This window comes from Gammaproteobacteria bacterium (genome assembly GCA_029882975.1).
Lineage (GTDB): Bacteria > Pseudomonadota > Gammaproteobacteria > SZUA-152 > SZUA-152 > JAJDNG01.
The window spans coordinates 64,331-84,742 of sequence record JAOUJW010000022.1 but is presented as its reverse complement, the minus strand read 5'-3'; the positions used below and the strand labels follow the sequence as shown (position 1 = coordinate 84,742).

Annotated in this window: 21 protein-coding genes; 18 read left to right on the top strand and 3 right to left on the bottom strand. The window is 50.9% G+C overall.

Annotation, left to right across the window (positions count from 1 at the left end; all coding sequences use genetic code 11):
- The 15 genes from OEY58_15580 to OEY58_15510 form a co-directional block, all read left to right on the top strand.
- A partial coding sequence (locus OEY58_15580) for a precorrin-8X methylmutase (GenBank protein MDH5326878.1) occupies positions 1–207 on the top strand: 207 nt, incomplete at its 5' end.
- 10 nt (positions 208–217) lie between these two features.
- Positions 218–1,354, top strand: coding sequence for a cobalt-precorrin-5B (C(1))-methyltransferase (locus tag OEY58_15575; GenBank protein MDH5326877.1), 1,137 nt, complete (start codon positions 218–220; stop codon positions 1,352–1,354).
- On the top strand, positions 1,347–2,720 hold the full coding sequence (gene cbiE / locus OEY58_15570) for a precorrin-6y C5,15-methyltransferase (decarboxylating) subunit CbiE (GenBank protein ID MDH5326876.1): 1,374 nt from the start codon (positions 1,347–1,349) through the stop codon (positions 2,718–2,720). Before OEY58_15575 ends, cbiE begins: the two co-directional genes overlap by 8 nt.
- Entirely contained in the window at positions 2,713–3,528 is an 816-nt protein-coding gene (gene cobI, locus OEY58_15565) for a precorrin-2 C(20)-methyltransferase (protein MDH5326875.1), read from the top strand. Before cbiE ends, cobI begins: the two co-directional genes overlap by 8 nt.
- The gene (locus tag OEY58_15560; protein ID MDH5326874.1) at positions 3,525–4,298 is read left to right on the top strand and encodes a cobalamin biosynthesis protein CbiG; all 774 of its coding nucleotides are present in this window, start codon (positions 3,525–3,527) and stop codon (positions 4,296–4,298) included. The genes cobI and OEY58_15560 overlap by 4 nt, the downstream gene beginning before the upstream one ends.
- Before the next feature lie 26 nt (positions 4,299–4,324).
- Positions 4,325–4,735, top strand: coding sequence for a cobalamin biosynthesis protein (locus OEY58_15555; protein ID MDH5326873.1), 411 nt, complete (start codon positions 4,325–4,327; stop codon positions 4,733–4,735).
- Positions 4,732–6,108 (top strand): precorrin-3B C(17)-methyltransferase, encoded by a 1,377-nt coding sequence (gene cobJ, locus OEY58_15550; protein ID MDH5326872.1) that lies wholly within the window; start codon positions 4,732–4,734, stop codon positions 6,106–6,108. The genes OEY58_15555 and cobJ overlap by 4 nt, the downstream gene beginning before the upstream one ends.
- On the top strand, positions 6,108–6,485 hold the full coding sequence (locus OEY58_15545; protein MDH5326871.1) for a ferredoxin: 378 nt from the start codon (positions 6,108–6,110) through the stop codon (positions 6,483–6,485). The genes cobJ and OEY58_15545 overlap by 1 nt, the downstream gene beginning before the upstream one ends.
- A gap of 30 nt (positions 6,486–6,515) precedes the next feature.
- Complete coding sequence (cbiB, locus tag OEY58_15540; protein ID MDH5326870.1) at positions 6,516–7,496, top strand: adenosylcobinamide-phosphate synthase CbiB; 981 nt, start codon at positions 6,516–6,518, stop codon at positions 7,494–7,496.
- A complete protein-coding gene (gene cobD, locus OEY58_15535) occupies positions 7,489–8,580 on the top strand; it encodes a threonine-phosphate decarboxylase CobD (GenBank protein ID MDH5326869.1) in 1,092 nt (363 codons plus the stop codon). The genes cbiB and cobD overlap by 8 nt, the downstream gene beginning before the upstream one ends.
- On the top strand, positions 8,580–10,154 hold the full coding sequence (locus tag OEY58_15530) for a cobyric acid synthase (GenBank protein ID MDH5326868.1): 1,575 nt from the start codon (positions 8,580–8,582) through the stop codon (positions 10,152–10,154). Before cobD ends, OEY58_15530 begins: the two co-directional genes overlap by 1 nt.
- Before the next feature lie 20 nt (positions 10,155–10,174).
- Positions 10,175–10,705, top strand: coding sequence for a bifunctional adenosylcobinamide kinase/adenosylcobinamide-phosphate guanylyltransferase (cobU, locus tag OEY58_15525; GenBank protein ID MDH5326867.1), 531 nt, complete (start codon positions 10,175–10,177; stop codon positions 10,703–10,705).
- A 16-nt stretch (positions 10,706–10,721) separates the two neighbouring features.
- Positions 10,722–11,777 carry a nicotinate-nucleotide--dimethylbenzimidazole phosphoribosyltransferase gene (gene cobT / locus OEY58_15520; protein ID MDH5326866.1) on the top strand — a complete coding sequence of 352 codons (1,056 nt, stop codon included), beginning with the start codon at positions 10,722–10,724 and terminating at the stop codon, positions 11,775–11,777.
- A gap of 5 nt (positions 11,778–11,782) precedes the next feature.
- A complete protein-coding gene (locus OEY58_15515; protein ID MDH5326865.1) occupies positions 11,783–12,415 on the top strand; it encodes an alpha-ribazole phosphatase family protein in 633 nt (210 codons plus the stop codon).
- Between the two features lie 30 nt (positions 12,416–12,445).
- Positions 12,446–13,180 carry an adenosylcobinamide-GDP ribazoletransferase gene (locus OEY58_15510; GenBank protein ID MDH5326864.1) on the top strand — a complete coding sequence of 245 codons (735 nt, stop codon included), beginning with the start codon at positions 12,446–12,448 and terminating at the stop codon, positions 13,178–13,180.
- A gap of 33 nt (positions 13,181–13,213) precedes the next feature.
- Here OEY58_15510 and OEY58_15505 read toward each other — a convergent pair whose 3' ends face one another.
- Positions 13,214–13,660: a hypothetical protein gene (locus OEY58_15505; GenBank protein ID MDH5326863.1), complete on the bottom strand. Its 447-nt coding sequence runs from the start codon at positions 13,658–13,660 to the stop codon at positions 13,214–13,216.
- A gap of 231 nt (positions 13,661–13,891) precedes the next feature.
- Here OEY58_15505 and OEY58_15500 point away from each other — a divergent pair, with 231 nt between their 5' ends.
- Together OEY58_15500 and OEY58_15495 are read left to right on the top strand one after the other, a co-directional pair.
- A complete protein-coding gene (locus OEY58_15500) occupies positions 13,892–16,711 on the top strand; it encodes a DUF2339 domain-containing protein (GenBank protein MDH5326862.1) in 2,820 nt (939 codons plus the stop codon).
- Positions 16,708–18,063, top strand: coding sequence for a DUF3999 domain-containing protein (locus OEY58_15495; protein ID MDH5326861.1), 1,356 nt, complete (start codon positions 16,708–16,710; stop codon positions 18,061–18,063). The genes OEY58_15500 and OEY58_15495 overlap by 4 nt, the downstream gene beginning before the upstream one ends.
- Before the next feature lie 108 nt (positions 18,064–18,171).
- Here OEY58_15495 and OEY58_15490 read toward each other — a convergent pair whose 3' ends face one another.
- Together OEY58_15490 and OEY58_15485 are read right to left on the bottom strand one after the other, a co-directional pair.
- Complete coding sequence (locus tag OEY58_15490; GenBank protein ID MDH5326860.1) at positions 18,172–18,528, bottom strand: hypothetical protein; 357 nt, start codon at positions 18,526–18,528, stop codon at positions 18,172–18,174.
- A gap of 14 nt (positions 18,529–18,542) precedes the next feature.
- Positions 18,543–19,010 carry a hypothetical protein gene (locus OEY58_15485; protein ID MDH5326859.1) on the bottom strand — a complete coding sequence of 156 codons (468 nt, stop codon included), beginning with the start codon at positions 19,008–19,010 and terminating at the stop codon, positions 18,543–18,545.
- A gap of 472 nt (positions 19,011–19,482) precedes the next feature.
- Between OEY58_15485 and OEY58_15480 the strand changes: the two genes are divergently transcribed.
- Positions 19,483–20,412, top strand: a complete 930-nt coding sequence (locus tag OEY58_15480; protein MDH5326858.1) for a lytic polysaccharide monooxygenase — start codon at positions 19,483–19,485, stop codon at positions 20,410–20,412.

Genomic DNA, 20,412 nt, shown 5'->3' with positions numbered 1-20,412 from the left:
GCCTTGATTATTGGCATGCCCGTGGGATTTGTATCTGCAGAGGAATCCAAACAACTGTTAAGTGAGATATCCCAAGTGCCCTGGATAATTACCCAAGGCCGCAAAGGCGGTTCCACCTTGGTGGTCTCAGCCATACACGCCTTACTGGCGTTGGTCGAAGCCGCTCAAAAAGCCAAGATGGACTCAAACGAGCGCAACAGCGACTGAACCAATCGTTATGATGCAGAAAAAACCCAAAGGTACTCGCAAAGGATATACCACCGGAGCCTGTTCCGCTGCTGCCGCCCGTGCCGCTGTGTTGGGGCTATTACACGGCAGTGTGCCCGAGAAAGTGGAATGCCTGCTTCCCAATGGGCAAGCGGTGAGCTTTAGCGTTAACGACGGTCGCTGCGATAAGTCCAGCGCCCATGCTGTGGTCATTAAAGACGCGGGTGATGATCCGGACTGTACCGATAAAGCTCCCTTAACGGCCGATGTTCGTATAACCGACCTCAAAGACCATGTTGACATTAAAGGTGGTGAAGGTGTGGGCACAGTGACCATGGCCGGACTGGGCCTGGAAGTGGGCGGACCCGCCATCAATCCGGTTCCGCGAAAAAACATAGAGGAAAATATACGTTTGGCCGGGGCCGGTCTGTTGCAACGCAAAGGCCTGGAAGTCACGATCTCGGTACCGGGTGGCGAGGAAATGGCTAAAAAAACCCTTAACGCGCGTTTGGGAATTCTCGGCGGTATATCCATATTGGGCACCACCGGTATTGTTCATCCCTACTCCACCGCCGCTTTTCGCGACAGCGTTATACAAGGCATACAAGTGGCCGCCAATCAGGGTCAAGACACCGTGGTACTCACCACCGGCGGGCGCACGGAAAAGTTCGTCATCAGGGAACTACCCCATTTGGCACCCGCGTGTTTTGTGCAAATGGGCGATTTTCTTAAGTATGCTTTGGATACCGTAGTCAAAGAGAAACTGCCCCATGTGATCATTGGCGGCATGGTGGGCAAGCTCACCAAAATGGCCCAAGGTGAAACCATTACCCACGCCAACCGCAACGCGGTAAATACAGATTTATTGGCCGATCTGGCGGCCGGCATCGGTGCGCCGGAACAAGTCTGCCAGGATATACGCGAAAACGAGACGGCGCGCTACGCCGGTGAGCGCATGGAGGAACTGGGACTGGTACAGGAGTTCTATCAAGCACTGGGCCAAAAAGTCATCAAGACCCTCAGCAGTCGTTATCCACAACAATTTGATATCACCGTACTGGTGTGCGATTTCGAAGGTAATAAGTTGGCCGAAATCAAACCGGACGAATCCGACTTAAAACAAAGTCCGGGAGACGACCGTGCTTGAAACGCCAACACCAGAGACAGACCGTCCCCACTCACACAGCCATGAGATTGCACCACAATGCTGCCACATTATCGGCGTTTTGGAAAACGCGGAACGGAGCTTAAGTGAAACCGCCATTACGTTAATTCAACAGGCGGACTTGATCATCGGCGGCCGACGTACCCTGGAATTGCTCAAAGGGCTGTTTCATCCAAACTCCACGCAAAAAGACTTAAGCGGACAACTGCGTATGCTGCCCCAGTGGATTGAGGATGCGTTGGCACAGCAGCAAACGGTGGTGGTACTGGCCAGTGGCGACCCATTGTGTCACGGTATCGGTAAATATCTGGTTTCCAAACTGGGAACACAGCGTTGCCACATCCACCCCAACCTCAGCGCGCATCAATTGGCTTTCGCTGAACTGGGTTTGGCCTGGCAACACGCACATATTTGTTCGGTGCACAGTAAAGATGCCGGTGAATGGGAAAAGAGCAACAAAGGCCCACAGCACGGTCTGTTTGCCGTTTTACAAGCGATACAACAACACGACTTGATTGCCGTCTACACCAGCCCGGACAATTCCCCGGACCGTATTGCCCGATTGATACTGGAAGAACAACAACAAGCGTGTTGGGATTTACATGTCACCGAAGATTTACTCGGTAAACAACAGCGCGTGTACAGAGGTTTAAGTGCGGAACAAGCGGTATCCATGCAGTTTGTCGATCCCAATATAGTGATTCTGCAACGACGCGTGGAACAAACACACAAAGCACTGTTCGGTTTGCAAGACAGTGTCTACAAACAGCGTAAACCGGATAAAGGCTTAATTACCAAACGCGAAGTCCGCGCCGTATCCCTGGCACGGATGCAGTTACGCCGCGATTCCATTGTTTGGGATATCGGCGCCGGGTCCGGTTCTGTGGGGCTGGAGGCAGCCCGCCTGTGTTCACAAGGTTATGTGTATGCAGTGGAGAAAAACCCGGATGACGCCGCCATCGCCGTACACAACCAACGCGAACAGGGCATTCTGAACTATCAACTGACACATGACAAAGCACCACAGCCTTTACACAACTGGCCTGACCCTGATGCAGTTTTTATTGGTGGTTCCGGTGGTGAGTTGCAACAGCTTATTGAATTATGCCTGCAACGATTACGCCCTGACGGTACCCTGGTTATGAACTTTGTGACCTTGGAGAACCTGAGCACAGCGACTGATGCCTTAAGCAAAGCGCAAGTCCAATGGGATGTAACACAACTACAGGCCAACCGCAGCCAACCCATACTGCATATGCATCGACTGGCTGCTGAAAACCCGGTTTGGATTGTTTGCGCCCAACCCAGGCATACCGAAGACCATAACATGGGAGGCAACCATGACTGAAAAGTCATTAGGCAAACTGTACGGTGTCTCCTTAGGCCCTGGTGATCCGGGCTTAATCACCCGTCGCGCTTGGGAACTGTTGAATCGCAAAGACACTGTATGGACGTATCCGATACGCAAAAAAAACAGTGACAGTTACGCCCTGGCCATCGCCCTGCGTGCCGGGCTGGAACTGCCGACGCAGCAATCACCACTCATATTCCCCATGACCCATGATGTGGAAATTCTGAGTAAATACTGGTTGCAAGCGGCGCAAGCGGTTCTGACTTTCTTGCAACAAGGTCAGGATGTGGTGTTTCTGGTGGAAGGAGATGCTTCCACATACTCCACCTTCGGCCACTTATCCCGTAGCGTACGCGCTTTGGACGACGCGGTCCGCATAGAAACTGTGGCCGGCGTGCCTTCCTTTCACGCGGCTGCCGCTGCCTTGGATATGCCCTTGGCGGACGTGGACGACACGGTGGCGATAATTCCCGCAGGATACGGCGTTGAAACCATTGCCTCCCTGTTACCCCAATTTGACACCCTGGTACTGTTAAAAGTGAAACCACTGTTGGATGACATTATCGATTTGTTGCAACAACAACAAATTGCTAGCCAATGTCGTTTTATCGAAAAAGTAGGCACACCGGAAGAACGGGTGGTCAGGGACATCACCACTTTGAAAGGCCAAAAGGTCAACTATCTGTCCTTGATGCTGGTTCGCAATCCCCATCGGCAACGACACCCGGTGCAACGAGGTTGTCGCAAACCCAAAACTCAAAACAAACCCGAAATCCAATCCGAAACCGTGGAGATCAGTGCATGACACAAACCGAACCGAGTCAAACCCATGGTGAAACAACCGTCCGTGTGGCCCTGGTGGCGATCACCAAACACGGCGCTGCACAGGTCGCGGCGCTGGCACCCAGCATAAGCGAGGCGGATGTGGTTGTCTCAGCCAAGTTTGCAGAGACCATGAATTCTATCCCGAACAAGGTCAATGTCTACGAAGGTGCTTTGCGGGATCAAATCGGCCCCCTTTTCCAAGATTTCGATCAAATTGTATTTTTTGTTTCCCTGGGCGCGGTAATACGTTTGATTGCCCCTCATTTAAAATCCAAGGATGAAGATCCCGGCGTTTTAGTCGTGGATGATGCTGCTCAGTTTGTCATACCGGTCTTGTCAGGGCACGTGGGCGGTGCCAATGCGTACGCAGAAAAACTGGCTCAGATCCTGGAAGCAACGCCGGTGGTCACCACGGCCTCGGACGTGGGCAAAACCATTCCTGTGGATATTTTAGGAAGGGAACTGGGCTGGAAAGTGGAAGCGCCCAAGATCAACATCACTCGCGTCTCCGCTCATGTCGTTAATGAAGAAGCCATAGCCGTAGTTCAGGAACATGGAAGCCGCAACTGGTGGACACGCCCCACACCACTTCCCAAGAACATCCATTTGTTTGATTCCTTTGACGCCGTGGATCTGGAACAACACAAAGCCGTGTTATGGATTACCGAACGGGATATACCGGAGCAGTTGTGGCAGCAATTACAGGAACGCCTGGTGGTCTACCGCCCACCCCAAGGTCAGCCCTCGTGACCGGAACAAACAAACTCATTCTGGGCATGGGTTGCGATCGAGGTACTTCGTTGCAAACCCTGCAAACGGCTGTGCAACAAGCTTTGCAGCAAATTGACGCGGACCTGGATCACGTCAGTGCCCTGGCGACCATTGACAAAAAAAATGATGAGCCCGCCTTGCTGCAATTGGCGCAACAACACAATTGGCCTTTACAGTTTTTCAGCGCGCAAGAGTTGGCCCAGGTGCCCGTACCCAACCCGTCTGAGACCGTACTCAAGTACATGGGCACTCCAGCCGTTGCTGAGGCCGCAGCCTTACTGGCGGCGAAAACCGATATGAACGATTTACTGGTGGAAAAACACAAATACCGTGGTGACGACGAAAAAAATGCCACCGTTTCCATCGTCCGATGCAAAACAGCACACGCAGATTCAAAAAAAGGTACTTTAGCATGAAGAATGGAAAAATTTTCCTGGTGGGTTTTGGCCCCGGCGCCCAGGAACACATGACTCAAAGAGCGCTGCAAGCCATCGAGCAATCGGATGTGGTCATCGGCTACTCCACTTATATTAATCTGGTAAAACATTTGCTGGATGGCAAGGAAGTGGTACGCAAAGGCATGACCGAGGAGATCGACCGTTGTGTCGAGGCTTACGAACAGGCCAAACTGGGCAAAACCGTCGCGCTGATATCCTCCGGTGATATTGGCGTTTACGGCATGGCCGGCCCTACGTATGAAGTGCTTTTAAAATCCGGTTGGACGGTTCCTGAAAACCCGGACAGTGGTATTCAGGTGGAAGTCATTCCCGGCAGCACGGCTCTGTCCGCCTGTGCCTCGCTGGTGGGCGCGCCTTTGACTCACGATTTTTGCTCTATCTCCTTGTCCGATTTGCTCACGCCCTGGCCGGTGATTGCCAAACGGCTGGACGCCGCCGCCAAAAGTGACTTTGTCATTGCCTTGTACAACCCCAAAAGCGGCCGCCGTACTCAACATATTATTGAGGCCCAGCGTATCATTATGCAATATCGCAGTGCCAACACACCCGTGGCCATTGTCAAATCCGCCTACCGGGACTTGCAGGATATTCAAATGGTCACTCTGGACAAAATGACCGAATGCAAAATCGGCATGCTGACCACCGTACTCATTGGCAACAGCAGCACCTATATGGACCAGGGCCTGATGATTACGCCGCGGGGATATGCGAATAAATACGACGATATCACCGGATCTACTTTGGAAAATGAAAAACGTGGCCGCTCCCTGAGCATGGGTTTGGGTGGTTGGAAAAGCTGCGTACGCCAATATTTATGCGACAGTAAAGCCCATTCCCTGCGTGACATCGCCCGACATTTTGATATGCCCATGGGACACATACTCAGTGCCATCAGCGAAGCAGATGCGGATAGCCCCGCCGGTGAATTCAAGGCCCTGGCACTACCCCCTAATGAATTGCAGCAAGCCATCGACAGCGCCAAACAATGGGGCCGCATCCGCGCGGTGGTGCGCAGCGATGCCGGTGCCGTCTCTGAACTTATGATTGACGCGGCGGATTTTAAGTCCCGCGGTAACTGGCTCAATATCGAAAACGATCATTTTCATTTACATATTAATTGGACCCAGGTACATAGTGCCTGGCTGGTGAGCCGCGGCGACAGTCTGCGCAGTGTGGTATTCACCGATACCAAGGATGAAAGCGTGTTCAACGTCTCTTTGATACGCGAGAAAGGACAATTTGAACCGCAAGCACTGCAACAGTTTGAGCAGTTGTGGCAGTCCTATTCCGACACCGAAATCTGTAACACAGAAGAACTGGAGATAGCCTAATGAGTGATTTGGATAGCGCCGTGGATGCGGCGACCCTGGAAAAACCTAAGATGATGGACTATGCCCGACACATGCTGGTATGCGTGGGTCCACGCTGCACCGAAGACGGCGAGTCCCAGGAATTGTTTGAACTGTTAGGGGAAAAGTTCAAAGCAGCCGGTATCGATAAGGGCGATCTACGGGTAAAGCGTACCCGCACCCACTGCTTTGCCACCTGCAAGTCCGGCCCCATTATGTGTATCCAGCCCGACGGGATCTGGTATTACAACGTGACCGAAGCCAATCTGGACCGCATTATTAAGGAACACCTGGTGGGCGGCAAACCCGTGCAAGACTTGATTTATCATCGCGGCCCGGAATGCGCTTCCGCGTCATAAGCGCCAACAATCGTTGAAAGAATCGTCATCGTGTTATCGGGTCTAAGCATCAGCACTCTCTGCCTCTGTATACTGCTGGCCGTGGCATTGGACGGATTGTTGGGCGAACCGCGCCGGGCCCATCCTTTGGTGGGCTTTGGCCGCCTGGCACAGAAAACCGAAGCCTGGCTCAATAAAAACCGTAGCGAAAGCCGCCGGCGCGGTGCATTGGCGGTTTTGCTGTTGACCCTGGTTCCGGCGGTGATCATCGACTGGCTGTTGAGTTCCCCTTTTTCCCACTCCGCTGAAACCGCCCTGGCGGTTTTGTGCCTGTATTTGGCCTTGGGCAGTCGCAGCCTGGTGGAACATGCCCTGAACGTCAGCAAGGCCTTACAACAAGGTGAGTTGGAGCAAGCTCGTATACACACATCATTTCTCGTGAGCCGGGATACCGCCAATATGGACACAAAGGACATGGCTAAGGCCACCATTGAGTCCACCCTGGAAAACGGTAACGACGCCGTGTTCGCCCCGCTATTCTGGTTTATCTTGGCAGGTGCACCGGGCGTCGTGTTTTATCGGTTAAGCAATACCTTGGATGCCATGTGGGGCTATAAAACAGAACGCTTTCTCCATTTCGGTTGGGCCGCCGCGCGTTTGGATGATGTGCTCAACTTTATACCCGCCCGTCTTACCGCATTAAGTTATGCCATAGCAGGCAAGTTTGGCAATGCCCTGCACTGCTGGCGCCATCAATCACCCCAATGGAAAAGCCCGAATGCCGGTCCGGTGATGGCCGCAGGTGCCGGTGCCCTCGCATTGCAATTGGGTGGACCGGCCTATTACCACGGTCAGTTACAACAACGACCACAGCTGGGCAACGGTAACGAACCTCAGGCACAAGACATCAAGGCCGCCATCAATTTGTTTGCTCGAGCCTTGTTGATATGGTTGCTGCCGATACTGCTTCTCCTGGCGGCGATCTTGCTCTTTGGCTTATATTGGACGACCGCGGGAGGCAGTTTTGCTTGAGCACGGCGGCCGCCTACGGCAAGCAGCAAAACAATACGACATTGAATTGAGTCAATGGTTGGATTTATCCACCGGACTCAACCCCAATGCCTGGCCCGTACCCGCCATTGATTCACGCCACTGGGCCCGATTGCCCGAAGACGACGACGGCTTGGTTGCAGCCGCACAGTCCTATTATGGCTGCGAACAGGTATTACCGGTAGCCGGTACTCAAGCAGCCATTCAACTTTTACCGGCTCTGCGCTTGCGTTTCTCCGGCAGCTTAGCTGCAAACCAACAAAAAATCGGCCTAATCCATCCCAGCTATGCCGAACACGCTCATGTCTGGCACCAGGCCGGGTTTGAAGTCCTTGCCTTGAACTCTGAAGAGATTGCCGCGCAACTGCCTCAACTCAGTTGTCTCGTGTTGGTTAACCCCAACAACCCTACGGGCGAAACCGTTTCTCCACAACAATTGTTAGCGTGGCATGCACAATTGGCACAACAAGGCGGCTGGTTAGTAGTGGACGAAGCTTTCATGGATTGCACACCGGAACTTAGCCTGTGCGCCCACGCAAGTTTACCCGGTTTAATTGTTTTGCGATCTTTGGGCAAGTTTTTTGGCCTGGCCGGTGCCCGCGTGGGCTTTGTCATGGCGCAATATGAATTACTCCATACCCTGCAGGAAATGCTGGGCCCCTGGACCGTAAACGGCCCTGCCCGCCAAGTGGCTAAGCAAGCCTTGCTGGACACGGCATGGCATGACAGCACTCGCCAGACCTTGCCCATTCAATCGCAGCGTTTGCAAGGGTTGTTACAAAACGCACTGTTACTGAGTACGTCGTTACTGGATTCGCCGTTACACGATGTGTCACGGCAAAACGTGTTACACCCCACCAACGGTACGGCCCTGTTCCAATGGATCCGTACACCGCACGCAGAAACGGTACGGACGCAACTGGCGCAACAGGGAATCTGGATACGTTTGTTTGAACAACCGGCCAGTTTACGTTTTGGCTTACCCGCCAATGAAGCACAATGGATGCGACTGCAACGGGCTTTGCAATCTTTACTCTTATCCAGCCCACAGGCGGAGGCGGTGTAATGCCTAAACCATTACGAGGCAGCCTCATGATTCAGGGCACCACTTCAGATGCCGGTAAAAGCGCTGTCGTCACCGGTTTGTGCCGGGTACTGGCCCGGCGTGGCGTTAAAGTGGCACCCTTCAAGCCACAAAACATGGCTTTAAATTCCGCTGTGACTGTTGACGGCGGCGAAATCGGCCGCGCCCAGGCTCTGCAGGCCCAAGCGGCGGGTATTGCAGCGCACACGGATATGAACCCGGTATTGCTCAAACCTAACACCGATACGGGCTCCCAGGTTATTGTACAGGGACACGCGGTTGCCAATATGAATGCCCGTGATTATCACCGCTATAAACCCATAGCCATGCAGGCGGTATTACAGTCGTACCACCGCTTACAACAACAATACGATGTGATTTTGGTGGAAGGCGCAGGCAGCCCGGCGGAAATCAATTTACGCGCTAAAGATATCGCCAATATGGGCTTCGCCGAAGCCGTAAATTGTCCGGTATGGATTGTAGCCGATATTGACCGCGGTGGTGTCTTCGCCCAATTGGTAGGCACCCTGTCCTTGCTATCCGAAAAAGAACGCCGACGGGTTAAGGGGTTTGTGATCAATCGGTTTCGCGGTGACAGCACTTTGTTACAACCGGGCCTGGACTGGTTACACCATGAAACCGGCATACACACACAGGGGGTATTACCCTATTTACAGGATTTGCATCTGGAAGGCGAAGACAGCCTGTCCCGTCGTGACGGAGTCGCACAGGTATCCGATCCTTTGCGCGTCATTGTGCCCGCCTTACCCCGCTTGAGCAATCACACCGACTTTGATGCCTTGCGCCTGCATTCTCAAGTGGATCTGCGTTTTGTCGATGCCAAACAAAATATACCCGCCGCTGATTTAATTATATTACCCGGCAGTAAAAGCGTCGTCTCTGATTTAAACTGGCTGCGCCAACACGGTTGGGAGCAGGCTATTCATAAACATCTGCGTTATGGCGGAAAACTCATGGGGATCTGTGGCGGTTTTCAAATGCTGGGCCAGAGCATACTGGACCCTCATGGGGTGGAAAGCTCCCAAGCCTACGTCAAGGGCCTGGACCTGTTGCAATTGCAAACTGTGCTGACTCAGCAAAAACAATTACGTAATGTTACGGGATGGTTATCACTCAACAATGGCGCTGAAGACAATGTTGGCGCTGATAAAAATGGCGCTGAAAACACTGATGACAAGCAGTACCGAATTAAGGGTTATGAAATTCACGCAGGAGTCAGTAGCGGCGATGCCCTGCAAAAGCCTGTCGTGGTTTTGGATAACCGTGATGTTGGTGATTCGGCTCAGACCGACGGCGCCCGTTCCGATGACGACCGTATTCTCGGTACTTATCTGCATGGCGCATTCGATCATCCTCAAGCCTGCGCTGCCTTGCTGCAATGGGCCGGGTTACGCCTCGACCATAGCTGGGATTATGAAGCGCGGCGTGAACAGGACATTGACCGTTTGGCTAATGCGGTGGAACAACACTTGGACATGCAGGCGATTGAACAGTTGCTGCAATCCAGCAAACTGGAAATGGAAACCCAATTATGAAACCGGCATTCACACCCGCCATCAAACAGTTAGTCCTGGGTGGAATACGTTCCGGGAAAAGCCAGTTTGCTGAACTTCTGGTACAACAACAAGCACAACAATTGGGTTTGAGCGTTACTTATATTGCCACAGCCACCGCCTTAGACGATGAAATGGCGCAGCGAATTAAGACCCATCGGCAGCGACGCCCGCACGATTGGCGTTTAACAGAAGAACCTCTGTACTTAAGCGCTGCCCTGGAACAAAGTTGCCAGGCAGATCGCTGTGTTTTAGTGGACTGTTTAAGCCTTTGGCAGACCAACTTGTTATTAAAAAACAATGCGCAATTACATCAACAGGAAACAGAGTCCTTGCTGCAAGCCCTACCACAGCTGCCGGGTGCTATTGTTTTTGTCAGTACCGAATCGGGTTTGGGTTTGGTTCCCGATAATGTCTTGGCACGTCAGTACTGCGATACCATGGGGAAACTGCACCAGCAACTGGCCGCCCTGTGTGATGAGGTGGTGTTAACCGTAGCCGGTCTGCCCACATATTTAAAAAGAGCAATTTAACCGAAAGGATAGAAGTATGACTGCTGATTGGCTCAACGTACCCTGTGCAAGCGTAAACACAGAAATGCAAAACCTGGCCAGGGATCGGCAAGGCCGGCTTACCAAGCCTCCCGGTGCTCTTGGTCGTTTGGAAACCGTTGCTATCCAATTGGCAGGTCTACAGGGCCGGGAGTTACCGCAAATCGATACGGTACACATTACAGTGTTTGCCGGAGACCATGGTGTGGCTGCACAAGGGGTGTCGGCTTTTCCCCAGGCCGTCACTGCAGAAATGGTTCGCAACTTTGCCCGCGGTGGAGCTGCCATTAATGTATTGGCCAAAAGTATCGGTGCTTCTTTGCAAGTGATTAATCTGGGCACGGCGGTAGACCCCGGCGATCTACCCCTGGTACAACAGGCCCGATTGGGCCCCGGCACCCAAGACTTCACCCAGGAAGCTGCCATGAGCGAGCAACAATTATTCGCCGCTCTAAATACGGGACGACAGGCGGCAGAGAAAGCCGCTCTGGAAAAAACCCACTTGTTCATCGGCGGGGAAATGGGTATCGGCAACACCACCGCTGCCGCAGCCGTCGCTTGTGCTTTATTAAACCAGGACGCCGCTGAATTAGCCGGACCCGGCACCGGGCTGGATGATTCCGGTGTACAACATAAAATCAAAGTGATCAATCAAGCCTTACAATTACACCAATCGGCATTGAATGATCCCTTGCAAGTACTGCGCTGCCTGGGTGGGTTTGAAATCGCCGCCATGACCGGAGCGTTTATTTCCTGTGCCCACACCGGCACTCCCGTTCTGGTGGATGGTTTTATCAGCAGTGTTGCTGCATTGTTGGCCCAAGCCATTTGCCCCGGTGCGTCCCAATGGTTCCTCTATGCACACCGCTCCGCCGAGCCGGGCCATCGCCATATTGTGGAAGCCCTGGATGCCAAACCCTTATTGGATATGGGCATGCGCCTGGGGGAAGGCAGCGGTGCTGCTACGGCCGTGCCTTTGCTGCGTCTGGCCTGTGCCTTACACGCCAATATGGCTACTTTCGCTGAGGCCGGGGTATCGGAAAAAGAGAATTAAAAAGAATGAATAATGTGACTCAGTTACACCCAACAACCGATACCGAAACCATTATTGATCTCATGCGTCACGGTGAGCCCGAAGGTGGAGCCTGTTTTCGGGGCAGTAGTGATGACCCTCTGACACCACGCGGATGGGAGCAAATGCATCGCCGATTGACTCAAGTGGCCAACTCACCCTGGCAACGGGTCATTAGTTCACCCTTACGTCGTTGCGCCGGATTTGCCAATGAGTTGACTCAATCGCTGCGTTTGCCACTCAGTCTGGAACCGGATTTGAGGGAAATGCACTTCGGTTCCTGGGAGGGACAAACCACGGAGCAAGTTTTCCATAGTGATCCCGAATCACTGAAAAACTTTTGGACGGACCCGGTGAAACATCCACCCCCAGGTGGTGAGGATTACGCCCATTTTCAACAGCGCGTACTCACATCCTGGCGTTCCATGTGTGAACAGTTTTCCGGAGAACATTTGCTGGTCATTTGTCACGCCGGTACCATCCGCGCCATACTCGGTGATGTTTTAGGGATAGACTGGCAACAAGGTTACAATATTGACCTGCCCTTCGCCGGTATCAGTCGCATCAAACACATCCAAACCGCCGACGGCTATCGAGACGCTCAACTGGTGTTATGCTGACGCGTATGTACACGGTGCACGTCTAAGCTCATGCGCTCCTTTCTGGTTGCTCTGCAGTTTCTTACCCGTTTGCCCGTACCCGTTAAGGGCAATATAGAAGAACGACACATCAGAGGCTCTTTACCCTACTACCCCTTGGTAGGTTTGATACTGGGCGTCTGCCTACTGCCTTTATATGCGTTGTTTTCTGCGTTGGAAACCGATTACAACCTTAGTGCGGCTATGGTACTGACAGCTTGGGTATTCCTCAGCGGAGCCTTGCACCTGGACGGTCTGGCTGACAGCGCCGATGCCTGGATCGGCGGTCTGGGTGACAAGCAACGCACACTGGACATTATGAAAGATCCCACCTGTGGCCCTGCCGCTGTGATTGCTCTGGTATTGGTACTATTGCTCAAATTTTCCGCCCTGCAAATTCTGCTGGCCAAAGACCTGTGGCTGTGGCTGCTGTTCACCCCCATGCTGGCCCGTGCCTGCATACCAGTTCTGTTCCTCACCACGCCTTATGCCCGTTCGTCCGGTTTGGGACACGCACTTACCGACCCCTCCCCGCTGCCCAATTGGAGTGTTGTCATAGCTGTCCTGGCTTTGCTTATAGTCACCACATTAGGTACCGGCGTTGTCGCGATCTTTGTCACTACCCTGGTGTTTTTGTTATTGCGTTTTCTCATGCTGCAACGCATCCACGGAAGCACCGGCGATACCGCAGGTGCGTTAATTGAATGGGTTGAGGCCAGTGTATTGATTGCGGTTGCTGCGTTTTAGCCGGCGCTTAACACAGGGGTATGTTATTGCGTCCTAGGCCTCTTCGATTTGTAAATACCGTTTTCGAAGGGGACCCTTGTTTTGGGTAACGGCCTTCACCGGCGTGGAAAACATGGAACGTTTTGACTTTTCCATGACACGAAGACGGTATCGATTGGCTTCGTTCGGAAAGGTAAAATTAATCACATCATTAACTCCAATTTTGATGTTTTGTAACAGCCCGGTGGTGTAGGGCTCTCCAATTTCCAGTGAATCCAAGACCCGGCATTTATTGTCTAATAAATAGACATGCACCTGTTCTTCATGAGGTAACTCATCCGTCAACAGTAATAAGTAGCGATCGTTTTCCGTTTGGAACTGGGCTTCCAAAGCAACCCCTTCCAAGATTAATTGACAATCCTGCCCCTGAAAGTTGAGTTTGGAACAGGTTTCCTCTCCGCCGAACATGGGGGTTATGGAAAAATTTTCTATTTTTTTCATTTGTTTACCTACACAACGATTACTGAAGATTAACCCTATAGAACCTGACTCAAAATATAGCAGCCTAATGACTTCTTACCATAGGTTTAACCGCAACAACTTTATTCATGAAGCACTTTTGCCCATATGGATGCCAAATGGATGCCAAATGGACACCTGCAACAAACCTTAGGATGCCGAAAATGTGCTTATTTCACAGCAACCTAGAAAAAGTTGTGCTAACGTATTCCAATGACTTTTTTGTTTATATTGGTTTTTGCAGGAATCGGCGCCGTTACCGCCAAAATTTCCGGCCTGTTGTTGGGAGCTCTATGCGGTTATTTGTTGAGCAGCGTCATTAAACTGCGTTCGGAATTAAACGACGTAAAACGTACCGTTCAATACCTGTCTGCGCGTGACAAACTACAACCCCGCCAGGAAGCAGAGCAACCACAACGTGCTCCGCCCCCGGTGTCTCTTGCCACCAACTTTTCCATGTCCGATACGGTCAAAGCCGAAAGGGAAGCGGTAAAACCGGCTGCACCCGTATCAGCGCAACCCAAACCATCCACAGCACCCGTAACAGCTTCATCATCGACACCAACCCCTGCCACTGCTCCAAAACCGGATTCGGTTCCCGGCCTACCGCCTACGCGAGGCCCCTCGGACACATATGCGAAACCGGAACCCACTCCGCTCATTGTGCAATGGATCACCGATTATTTTACCGGCGGTAACACGCTGGTTCGCGTGGGCGTTGTAATATTGTTTTTCGGCCTGGTATTTTTGGTCAAATACGCAGCAGAACAAGGTTTTGTCCCCATTGAACTGCGTATGGCAGCCGTAGCGTTGGGTGGATTGGCCTTGTTAGTGGTAGGTTGGCGCACCCGCTTGAAAAATGCCGGCTTTTCTCTGGCTTTACAAGGCGGCGGGGTAGCGGTGATTTATCTCACCAGTTTTGCCGCCATGCGACTGTACGATTTAATCCCGCCGGGGATGGCTTTTACCCTTTTATTGATTACCTGTGCCTTATCAGCCGCTTTGGCGGTTTTACAGGATTCAAAGGCCTTGGCCCTATTGGGTTTCTCCGGAGGCTTCGTTGCGCCGGTACTGACGTCCAGCGGTGGCGGCAGCCACGTCATGTTGTTTAGCTACTTTGCACTGTTGAATACCGGCATACTGGCCATCGCCTGGTATAAATCCTGGCGCGCATTGAACTTGGTGGGATTTGTTTTTACCTTTGTTATTGGTACGACCTGGGGGGTATTCCGCTACCAACACTCGCTGTTTGCCAGTACCGAACCTTTTCTGGTGTTGTTCTTCGTTTTCTATGTAGCGATCTCTGTGCTGTTTGCCTTGCGCCAGCCGGTAAATCTGCGCGGTTATGTGGACGGCACTCTGGTCTTCGGTACACCGGTTATTGTCTTTGGTCTGCAATACGCCCTGGTACGACAGATTGAATTCGGCTTGGCTTACAGCGCCATTGCGGCCTGTGTATTTTATGTATTTCTGGCCTATGGACTGTTTAAGTATATTGCCAAAACCAATAGCAAAGACGGTATACGACTACTGTGTGAATCCTTCCTGGCCATTGGTGTGGTATTTGGAACCGTGGCAATACCGCTGGCCCTGGATGACCAGTGGACCTCAGCCACCTGGGCACTGGAAGGGGTTGCCCTTATTTACATCGCTATTAAACAAGGGCGGGTATTACCTTATTTTTCCGGCTTGTTGTTGCAGCTGGGTGCCGCCTGGTTTGTATTGAAACAAATCAGCAAGGCCTATCATGAGAGCCACCTGGTGTTATTGAACAGCCCTTATGTGAGCGGACTGTTAATGGCGTTGGCAGGTTGTCTCAGCGCGTATTTGATTTTTAAAAACCACAGCCGCATTCGATACTATATGGAACATACGGATCGTATCGCCCTGGCCTGGGGCTTGTTGTGGTGGCTTTTCTCCGGCTTGTTTGAGATACACGGTCATACACCGATAAAGGATGCGGCGGCCTGGCTGTTGTTGTTTGGCAGTGTGACTGCTCTGTTGGTCTACGCCATCGGTAGTCGTTACCGCTGGCAAGACATGCAACGCCTGCACCATATTATATTGCTCTTTTTAGGTGTAGGCGCAATCTACGCCGTGGATGATGGTAGAGCCTTCGAGCAATGGAATCTACCGGCCTGGTTGGGAACACTAACGGTTTTTTATTGGCTGTTAAAACGCAATGACTACCCCGAGTTATCACCTCCGGGTATACTGCACCATGTCAGCGGCGCGGCACTGATACTGTTGCTCTCGTGCTTAGAGTCCCATTGGTGGATCAAACAATTCGTACCCATGTACAGCAGCTGGCCTGATACGGTAATCTTACTGATCCCTGCCCTGGCTCTGGTCACTATACTAAAAGCTCGCAACGGCAACCGTTGGCCCTTTGCTCAACACCGTCAAACCTACTTCCAGTTCGTATGCAGCCCACTGGCCGTTTACGTGTTTGTATTTATTTTTCTGGCATCCATCAGCCATAATGGCAATGCTGCCCCATTGGATTATTTTCCCTTCCTCAACCCTTTGGATCTGAGTTTTATGTTTGGCTATCTGTGTCTGGGCTTCTGGGGACTTACTTATATAAAACACGAGCGAAAACGGCTGTCGACTGCATGGCCAACACCGGTTGTGGTCAGCAGTGCTATGGCGGCGCTGGCCTTTATCCTGATTAACAGTGCACTATTGCGAACCATACACCATTGGTCCGGCATGCCATTTAACCCCGATGGCATAATGCGTTCGGACTTGGCACAAATGTCTTTATCCATACTCTGGGCCGTAGTCGCTGTCAGCTTAATGGTTTTAGCGAATCGCAAGCAATGGCGAATTGTCTGGATGACCGGTGCCGGTTTGATCGCCGTGGTGGTACTCAAGTTGTTTGTTCTGGATCTTGCCAATGTCGGAACCGTGGAACGCATTGTCTCATTTATCGGTGTTGGGCTTTTGATGCTGGGCGTAGGTTATTTTGCCGCCTTACCACCAAAGAAAACAGTCCCACGATCGGAATCAGCCACTCAAGGTACTTTATGAACACACTACGATTATTGTTTCTAACCGCCGCGTCTATACCCTTCATGGGCAACAGCTATGCTGAGGAACTTAGTAAAAACGATTTCGCATACGGGATACAGGTCCCGCTGAATGCACGACAGGTATACGAGTTTACCGTAAACAACGCGATTTATAGCCATATCCAAAACCGGGATTTAAAGGACCTTCGGGTTTTCGATCCTATTGGCGGTATGGTTCCCTTGAGCATTAAGCATAATCCGACGCCGGTTGTGGCACAAGCTTATGAAACGAGTCATGTTTTACACTTTTTTCCCGTGTTTGAATCGGCCGATGGGCCGGCGGATAATTTGAACCTTTATTTTAAACGCGACAATACAGGCACTATCGTCAGCATCAATAATATCGAATCCAAAAACAAACTACCGGCCCCCTACTACATTGTGGACCAGAGTAAACTGGGACGAAGCGGTGGAATCTTATCTCATTCCTTAATGCTGAACTGGAACACGGATGAAGTACCCAAAACGGTGGTCACCGTTGAAACCAGCAAAAATCTGACTAACTGGCGTACTGTCGGTTCCGCTGCACTGTTTCACTTGGAGCACAATCAACAAACCCTGCAACAAAAAATTGTTGATGTCAGCGGTTTACAACGATACATAAAGATTCATTTTGATCAGGACAAGGTTCGATTACTGCAATTAAATAAAAATGCCAAAAAGTCCGTCAAGACTGCAGATACAGTTCAATCCCAGACACTCCGACTGATTCAATCCGGTGACAACAACTATATTTACCAATTGGGGGGGTACTTTCCAACCCAATCCCTTAAATTGTTACCGGGTGATTCCAATGCAATCTATAAAATCAGTGTATACAGTGGATCTGACCCGAATACCATTAATCATTTACACCACCGCGGCACCATATACCGGCTTGCCGTTGCCGATAAAACCGTCACCTCCCCCGATATACCACTGAACAGTACCGCACCCTATTGGAAAATAAACATCGAAGAGCGCAATCAAACTGTCAATCAAGCACCCACACTGGAAATTACTTACAAACCTCATGTTGTGCGACTGTTAAGCAGTGAAACGGGAGTTTATACCATCGCCTTTGGCCGCGCGGGCTCCATTGTATCGCCCCCCCGCATACCGGAACAAATTGAAAATGGCCATGATCTAACCGTAACGCCTTTAACATTGAACGCCCCTGAGGCCTTGGGTGGTGATGGTAAACTGGAAACACCACCGCCGCCGAAGAGCTACAAAAAAGTGATATTATGGGGCATTCTGGTGGTGGTGTTACTGGTTATGGGATTTATGGTGACTCGCTTAATGAAACAGATGAATTCATCGAGTGATTAGGCAATGACATTCTTAACCACCCTAATGAAACACCGCATAATGCTAATGAAAACCGCGTAGAATTGAGCCATTAATGCTGTAGATACCCGAAGATTCTCCCAGAGTGGACTAACCCTCTTGACTATTTATAAAGGATTCTAAGCTGTGTTTTTTGTCCCATTTCACTTCCACCTGCCTACGTAACAAACCAAAGAAATAGCCACCCACGCGTGCAAACCCTTTTCTGATATTGCCTTTATCGTCCATGACTTTTATTCTAAAAATATACTGACTACCGCTGGTAGTGAAATAGGAAAAAGGCCCGGCGTTCTTCAATCGAAGTTTGCACCGAAGTATTTTGTAGTTTCTGCCGTCGGCCCATTGTTTAAGACGTCGCTTAGCCCAAGCCACATGAAAATAAACGATTGCGACGACGAAAAAAGCATAGGGAATAATGGACAGTACATCCATACTCTGTGACTTCACCCTTTCCAGTTACTTTATTTTTTTGCTCTGCCCGCTTCCAAAATCGGTAAATTCGCTTCCGTTGGAATATAAATTCTTTCGCCATTGCCGTCCTGCAAACCTTTAATCCAAATATAGCGCAGGTATTGCTCGTTATTTTTAAGGGATTCTCCAATGATTTTGTTGGCTTCTGCAGCGGCTTTGGCTCTTTCCACATCGGCTTTACCTTCGGCCTGGGCTTTGACAATTTGGGCTTTTCCCTGAGCCTCGGCCAGCGTCACTTTGGCTTTGGCTTGCAGCAATGCCGCTGCTTCCCGGGCTTTGGCATCTTCGATGAGTATTTTCTTGCTCCATTCCGCTTCTTTCAACGACGCAATACCATCCATTTCCTTTTTGTATACCTTGTATTTTGGCCATGCCCACAAAGCCAAACCGAGAAACAAAATAAACATAGCAAACAACGCAAATAAAGTACCAATGGCAAGAGTTTGTTTGTTGTACATTTGATTTCCTTATGCCGGACAGATAGAGAAGAATTGTGACTCAAACATAGGGTATATGGACCAAAACCGACTCTTAAAACCTTAGACAGCGAGGAAAATATGTCAAGCAATCAACAAGTTTTAAACACTTTTGCACTGGCGGATAGCGTCGTATATTGAAACCACAACTGGTCAAATATTACCCGATATGCACTTGACTCTAATTACTATTTGCATCTCCAATGGCTTCAGCTCAATGACACTTCTACTCCTACGATACGTAGGAGATTTTGGATTAATGCAGCTGATGTCAAGGTCCATTGACCCGGAGGCATTGTTTTCGTTATGCTACTGGTGTTCGACATGAAGAGAAATGCTTGGCTTCATGGCTTGACAGACAATGCTCCAAAAACGAATGTAGTGATCTAACCGCAGTTCGCTCTCCCCGGTACAGCAAATCTGCAACATCTTAGCCAGTCACAAGGAGTTCCCCATGCAGCACCCAGCAAAGATCGTAGTCAGCAAGTTTTCTTTGATTTTGAGCCTGTTGATCATAACAGCTTACAGCCAAAACCTATGGGCCCACGCCCGTTGGAAACTGGATGGTGTTATCCCACCACGCACTAACAGCGATGGCTTAAAAACGGCTCCCTGTGGCGGCACCATGCGAACCAGTCCGGTTATTTTTGGAGTCGGTCAAACCATCACAGTGGAATGGGAGGAAACCATCAACCATGAAGGTTACTATAGGATTTCCCTTTCTCAAGCTAATGACGAGAATTTTCAACAAATTGGTCAAAACATTCCGGACACAACCAATACAGGGTTTTATCAACAGGACATCACCTTACCCAACACCACTTGTGATTGTACCTTGCAATTAATCCAGGTGATGGTAACCGCCTCCGGCAGTTCCAATTACTACTCGTGCAGTGACATTCACATTAGCACAGACACAGGTGCAGCACCCGCCGCAGCCATGGTGTTGACCGCCACAGCTTATAATTCCGCCGTTAATTTAAGCTGGGACAACCCCAGCGACGACTTCTATAAAGCCGTGGTTTTACAAGACACCGCCGCCATAAGCACTGTGCCCACTGACGGCAGCGATTATCGCAGCGGTGACACGGTGGGTACGGCAGACGTTGTGTACGCAGGCCCGGCCAACAGCGTGAATATAACATCTCTAAACAACAATACTTTGTACCACTACCAAGTATTCATCCAGAACCCACGCAAGAACTTCTCCAGCGGGACAGGGGCAGAGGCAACACCGCAGGCTGCTTTGGATGTACCGGCGGACCCCAATCCAGGTAGTACCGCATCCAGCAGTGACGGTGGCGGCGGACATGCCGTCATTCTTTGCATACTGTGCCTGCTAGGGTTTTTCAGGCAGTCACTGCCGCAGGAAATACAAACATAA

Excerpts from the sequence above, each read along its gene's own strand:
- OEY58_15575 (MDH5326877.1), top strand. The coding sequence starts at position 218 with ATGATGCAGAAAAAACCCAAAGGTACTCGCAAAGGATATACCACCGGA.
- cobI (MDH5326875.1), top strand. The coding sequence starts at position 2,713 with ATGACTGAAAAGTCATTAGGCAAACTGTACGGTGTCTCCTTAGGCCCT.
- OEY58_15560 (MDH5326874.1), top strand. The coding sequence starts at position 3,525 with ATGACACAAACCGAACCGAGTCAAACCCATGGTGAAACAACCGTCCGT.
- OEY58_15555 (MDH5326873.1), top strand. The coding sequence starts at position 4,325 with ATGGGTTGCGATCGAGGTACTTCGTTGCAAACCCTGCAAACGGCTGTG.
- cobJ (MDH5326872.1), top strand. The coding sequence starts at position 4,732 with ATGAAGAATGGAAAAATTTTCCTGGTGGGTTTTGGCCCCGGCGCCCAG.
- OEY58_15545 (MDH5326871.1), top strand. The coding sequence starts at position 6,108 with ATGAGTGATTTGGATAGCGCCGTGGATGCGGCGACCCTGGAAAAACCT.
- OEY58_15530 (MDH5326868.1), top strand. The coding sequence starts at position 8,580 with ATGCCTAAACCATTACGAGGCAGCCTCATGATTCAGGGCACCACTTCA.
- cobT (MDH5326866.1), top strand. The coding sequence starts at position 10,722 with ATGACTGCTGATTGGCTCAACGTACCCTGTGCAAGCGTAAACACAGAA.
- OEY58_15515 (MDH5326865.1), top strand. The coding sequence starts at position 11,783 with ATGAATAATGTGACTCAGTTACACCCAACAACCGATACCGAAACCATT.
- OEY58_15510 (MDH5326864.1), top strand. The coding sequence starts at position 12,446 with ATGCGCTCCTTTCTGGTTGCTCTGCAGTTTCTTACCCGTTTGCCCGTA.
- OEY58_15505 (MDH5326863.1), bottom strand. The coding sequence starts at position 13,660 with ATGAAAAAAATAGAAAATTTTTCCATAACCCCCATGTTCGGCGGAGAG.
- OEY58_15500 (MDH5326862.1), top strand. The coding sequence starts at position 13,892 with ATGACTTTTTTGTTTATATTGGTTTTTGCAGGAATCGGCGCCGTTACC.
- OEY58_15495 (MDH5326861.1), top strand. The coding sequence starts at position 16,708 with ATGAACACACTACGATTATTGTTTCTAACCGCCGCGTCTATACCCTTC.
- OEY58_15485 (MDH5326859.1), bottom strand. The coding sequence starts at position 19,010 with ATGTACAACAAACAAACTCTTGCCATTGGTACTTTATTTGCGTTGTTT.
- OEY58_15480 (MDH5326858.1), top strand. The coding sequence starts at position 19,483 with ATGCAGCACCCAGCAAAGATCGTAGTCAGCAAGTTTTCTTTGATTTTG.